At 62.8% G+C, this 4,409-nt stretch carries 4 protein-coding genes; 2 read left to right on the top strand and 2 right to left on the bottom strand.

The window, feature by feature from the left end; translation table 11 throughout:
* Nucleotides 1-133: 133 nt before the first annotated feature.
* Both ACXJL8_RS34990 and ACXJL8_RS34985 read right to left on the bottom strand, forming a co-directional pair.
* On the bottom strand, nucleotides 134-1,408 hold the full coding sequence (locus ACXJL8_RS34990) for an NAD(P)/FAD-dependent oxidoreductase (RefSeq protein ID WP_456686449.1): 1,275 nt from the start codon (nucleotides 1,406-1,408) through the stop codon (nucleotides 134-136).
* Nucleotides 1,409-1,423: 15 nt separating this feature from the next.
* The gene (locus ACXJL8_RS34985; protein WP_456624242.1) at nucleotides 1,424-2,092 is read right to left on the bottom strand and encodes a haloacid dehalogenase type II; all 669 of its coding nucleotides are present in this window, start codon (nucleotides 2,090-2,092) and stop codon (nucleotides 1,424-1,426) included.
* A 176-nt stretch (nucleotides 2,093-2,268) separates the two neighbouring features.
* On the opposite strand from ACXJL8_RS34985, the gene ACXJL8_RS34980 reads away from it, so the two are divergent.
* Complete coding sequence (locus ACXJL8_RS34980; protein ID WP_456624241.1) at nucleotides 2,269-3,111, top strand: GNAT family N-acetyltransferase; 843 nt, start codon at nucleotides 2,269-2,271, stop codon at nucleotides 3,109-3,111.
* Nucleotides 3,112-3,123: 12 nt separating this feature from the next.
* A partial coding sequence (locus ACXJL8_RS34975) for an aminotransferase class III-fold pyridoxal phosphate-dependent enzyme (protein ID WP_456686448.1) occupies nucleotides 3,124-4,409 on the top strand: 1,286 nt, incomplete at its 3' end.

The following is a 4,409-nucleotide window of genomic DNA, read 5'->3' as shown; positions in this document are numbered from 1 at the left end:
GGCTAGCGGTGGCGGGCTGGAGGGCGCGCCGCTTGTGCCCTCCAGCACCGTCGGGCAACCGCGCGCCCCGTACTCAGCCGGCCGATGCTCCCGGATCGTGGCCAGAGTGAAGCGTAGAGTTGTCGCTTTCGTACTACTGAACGCGATCGAGCATCTTGTAATACATGCCGACCAGCGGCAGGAACCACGGCTTGCCGAAATGACCGGGGACGGCAGGCCAGTCGAGGCCCTTCAACGGGTTTTGATCTTCTCGTCCAAGCATCGCATCAGCGATGACCATGCCAAGATGGGTCGACAGCTGCGCACCATGGCCTGAATAACCCATCGCATACCAAAGGCCGTCCTGGTAGCCGGCGCGCGGATAGCGATCGCTAGTCATGTCAACGAGCCCACCCCAGCAATAGTCGATCGCGATGCCGGCAAGTTGCGGAAAGATGTGCGCGAGAGCATCCGCGAGCACGGCGCCGCTCTTGGCGTCGGAGCGCTGATCGGATGTCGCCGAGAATCGCGCACGTCCCCCGAAAATCAATCGGTTGTCGGGAGCAAGGCGAAAATAATTGCCGACGTTCATCGAATTGACGCAGGTGCGGTTGCCGGGCATCGTGGCCGCGATTTCGCCTGCGTCCAGCGGCCGTGTCGCGACGATGAAGCTGCCGACAGTAACGATGCGCCGACGGAAGTAGCGGAAATTAGGTGTGGTATAGGCGCCTGTCGCCAGCAACACTTGATCCGCGGTGACGCTGCCGCGCGAGGTCATCAGGCGATGGCGCGAGCCTGCGCGCACCTGCGCGGTGACCGGCGCCTTCTCGAAGATAACAGCACCGCGGCGCTTGGCTGCTTCGGCGAGCCCGACGCCATAACGCCCCATATGCATCATCGCGCTCTTCTTCGAGAGCATCGCGCCGAAGAAGGGCGAGCCGACCTCGGAGTTCAGATCCTGAGCGGACAGCAACGCGGTCTCCGGATCCACTTCACGATGGACTGCTTCGAAGTTCCGCGCGATGGCATCGAAGTGCTTTGGCTTGGAGGCGAGCTTCAGCTTGCCGGCGCGGCGGAAACTGCAGTCGATGCCCTCCTCCGCGATCAGCGCTTCGAGCGTGTCGATGGAGGCATCGAACGCACGGTAGAGTGCGATAGCTCGCTCCCTGCCCAATTCCGCCTTGGCGGCAACATAACTGTGCGCCAGACCATTGTTGAGATGACCGCCGTTCCGGCCTGAGGCTCCGCTGCTTACACGGTCTGCTTCGAGAACAACGACACTGGTTCCCGCCTTCGCAAGCTGACGCGCAGCTCCGAGGCCCGTGAAGCCGCCGCCGATCACTGCAACGTCGTAATGACCGTCGACGGGACCTTCAGATCCGCCGCCGAAGCTCGGTGCAGTGTCGTGCCAATAAGAGACGTATTTCACCGCAGACCCGCGATCTCAAAGCCCGAATACGCCAGGCAGGCCGGCAATGTCGCTGATCTCAACGTAGCCGTAATAGGGGTTGGCGGGCTCATGTCCACGATTGACCCACACCTTGTTCTTGATGCCGAGGTCATGCGCCGTCATCAGATCATAGCGGAACGAGGAGGAACAGTGCACCACGTCTTCCGGCCCGCAGCCCAGCGCATCGAACATGTATTCGAAGCCCTTCATGCGGGGCTTGTAGGACTTGGCCTGTTCGGCCGTAACCACTGAATGGAACGGCACGCCAAGCTTCGCCACGTTGGACGGGATCTGCACATTCATGGCGTTCGAGAGGATGACGAGCGGAATCTCCTTGGCGACTTTGGCAAGACCTGCAGGAACGTCGGGATGCGGTCCCCAAGTCGGCACGCGCTCGTAGACCGTCTGCGCATGCTCGACCTTGAAAGCGACGCCATTGCGCTTGCAGGCGCGCTCCAGCGCGTTGTGGACCACCTCGGCGTAGGGCTTCCAGTCGCCGAGAACCTCGTCGAGCCGATACGCCGCGAAGTCCCTGACAAGTTCGGTCATCTGCGGCTTGGCCAGAAGCGCGCCATAGAGATCTTGCGCTGCTTCTGCCATCTGGAAATTCGTTAGCGTGCCATAGCAGTCGAAAGTCACATATTTCGGGCGAAAGTGGCTCATCATCCTCATCCTGGCGCGCTTGCGCGATGTCACGGCCACAAATGATAGAGCGGCCGCGCGGCATAAGATGCGGTTTCTCCGCCGGCTGCGGTGGAAGATACCGTTCGCGCCATGCGCTTCAGACGATCTGCATATCGGCAAAATACGAGACTGGTACCGGACAGGAAAACCGGTTGATGATCACGAGCACCATATCGCTCAGCGCCTTCCGCCCCGAGCATCTCGAAGGTGCGTTGCGCCTTTCGCGTCATGCCGGCTGGCCGCACCGCCTCGAGGACTGGCAACTGGCACTCGATCTGAGCGCGGGATTCGTCGCATTGGAGGCGAATGCTTCAACCGTCGTCGGGACGGTTCTGATGACGCCCTACAAGCGCGATGTCGCAACCATCAACATGGTCATCGTCGATGAAGCCGCCCGCGGGCGCGGATTGGGCCGTGAGCTCATGGAGGCAGCCATCGCGCTGGCGGGATCGCGTGCGCTGAGACTGGTTGCAACCAGCGAGGGCCTGCCGCTCTATGAGAAGCTCGGCTTTTGCCGGACGGGGACCATCGTCCAGCATCAAGGACCGGTGCTGCATGTCGCCCCGCCCGCCAAAGTCCGGCCGGCCGAGTCGCACGACATCTTCGGGATCCTTGAACTCGACAAAAGCGCGTACGGCGCAGACCGGAGAGATCTGCTTTGCGCGCTTGCGAAGGTCGGCCAACTGGCCGTGCTCGATCACGGCCAGAGCATCGGCGGATTTGCGGCGTTACGCGCCTTCGGCAGAGGCGAGGTGATCGGCCCCGTCGTGGCCGCGAACGCGGACGACGGGAAGGCCCTGCTGGCTTATTTCATGGCGGGGCGGGAAGGACGCTTCGTTCGCGTGGATACCACCGAGGCCTCTCAATTGGGGGCCTGGCTCACAGACGAGGGACTCGTCCGGGTCGACGAAGGCATTGCCATGCAGCGCCCCACAGTTGCGCGGTCCATCTGCGCGCCATTTACCACATTCGCCCTTGCCAGCCAGGCTTTCGGGTAACTGGAGACCTCAATGCTCAGCAATTCACTCATCGAGCTCGATCGGGCCCATCTCATCCACCCGGTCACCTCCTATCGGGGCCACGAGGCAGCCGGGGTCAAGGTGCTGAAATCAGCCAAGGGAGTGACGGTGACCGATGCCTCCGGCCACCAACTCGTCGACGGCTTCGCCGGTCTCTGGTGTGTCAACGCCGGCTATGGTCATGAGAGCATCGTTGCGGCCGCTTCCAGGCAGATGCGTGAGCTTCCCTACGCAACGGGCTATTTCAGCCTTGGCTCGGAGCCGGCGATCCGGCTCGCGGCGGAATTGGCACAGCGGGCTCCCGGTGACCTGAACCACATCTACTTCACGCTGGGCGGTTCGGATGCCGTCGACAGCTCGGTACGTTTCATCCGCTACTACTGGCACGCCCGACGCGAACCGCAACGCGACCAATTCATCTCCGTCGAGCAGGGATATCATGGGTCCTCAACGGTCGGCGCCGGGTTGACAGCCTTGCCCGCCTTCCATGCCGGTTTCGGCCTGCCGCTCAGCTGGCAGCACACGATCCCCTCGCACTATGTCTATCGGAATCCTGCCGGGCAGGATGAAGATGCCATCATCGCGGCCTCGCTGGCAGCGCTCGAGGCGAAGATCGCGGAGATCGGTGGTCCACATCGCGTCGCCGCATTCTATGCCGAGCCGATCCAAGGATCGGGTGGCGTGCTCGTGCCGCCCAAGGGCTGGATGAAAGCGATGCGCGCACGGTGCCGGGATTATGGCATTCTCTTCGTGGCGGACGAGGTCATTACCGGGTTCGGCAGGACGGGTCCACTTTTCGCCTGCAGCGAGGACGACGTCGTCCCGGACCTCATGACCGTCGCCAAGGGACTGACCTCCGGGTATGTGCCAATGGGCGCAGTCTTCCTGTCGGATCATGTCTACGACACGATCGCCGATGGGGCGGGTGCAAGCGCGGTTGGGCACGGATATACCTACTCCGCCCATCCCGTCAGTGCCGCGGTAGCCTTGGAGGTGCTGCATCTCTATGAGAGCGGCTTGCTTGCGAATGGCGCGAAAGCCGGTGCACGTCTGATGGCCGGCCTTCAATCGTTAAAGGATCATCCCCTGGTGGGCGACGTGCGCGGCCGCGGCATGCTGGCCGCCATCGAACTCGTCACCGACAAACAACGCAAGACGCCGCTCCCCGCCGCGGCCGAACCGGCGCGGCGCATCTTCGACCGCGCCTGGAACAACGGCCTCATCGTCCGGGCCTTCCCGACAGGCGTGCTCGGCTATGCCCCGCCGCTCTGCTGCTC

It is taken from the genome of Bradyrhizobium sp. P5_C11_2 (assembly GCF_054049755.1).
This window is presented reverse-complemented; position numbering and strand designations above follow the sequence as displayed.

What these genes read in the sequence shown, in the direction of transcription:
- ACXJL8_RS34980 (WP_456624241.1), top strand. Translation starts at nt 2,269, where the DNA reads ATGATCACGAGCACCATATCGCTCAGCGCCTTCCGCCCCGAGCATCTC.
- ACXJL8_RS34985 (WP_456624242.1), bottom strand. Translation starts at nt 2,092, where the DNA reads ATGAGCCACTTTCGCCCGAAATATGTGACTTTCGACTGCTATGGCACG.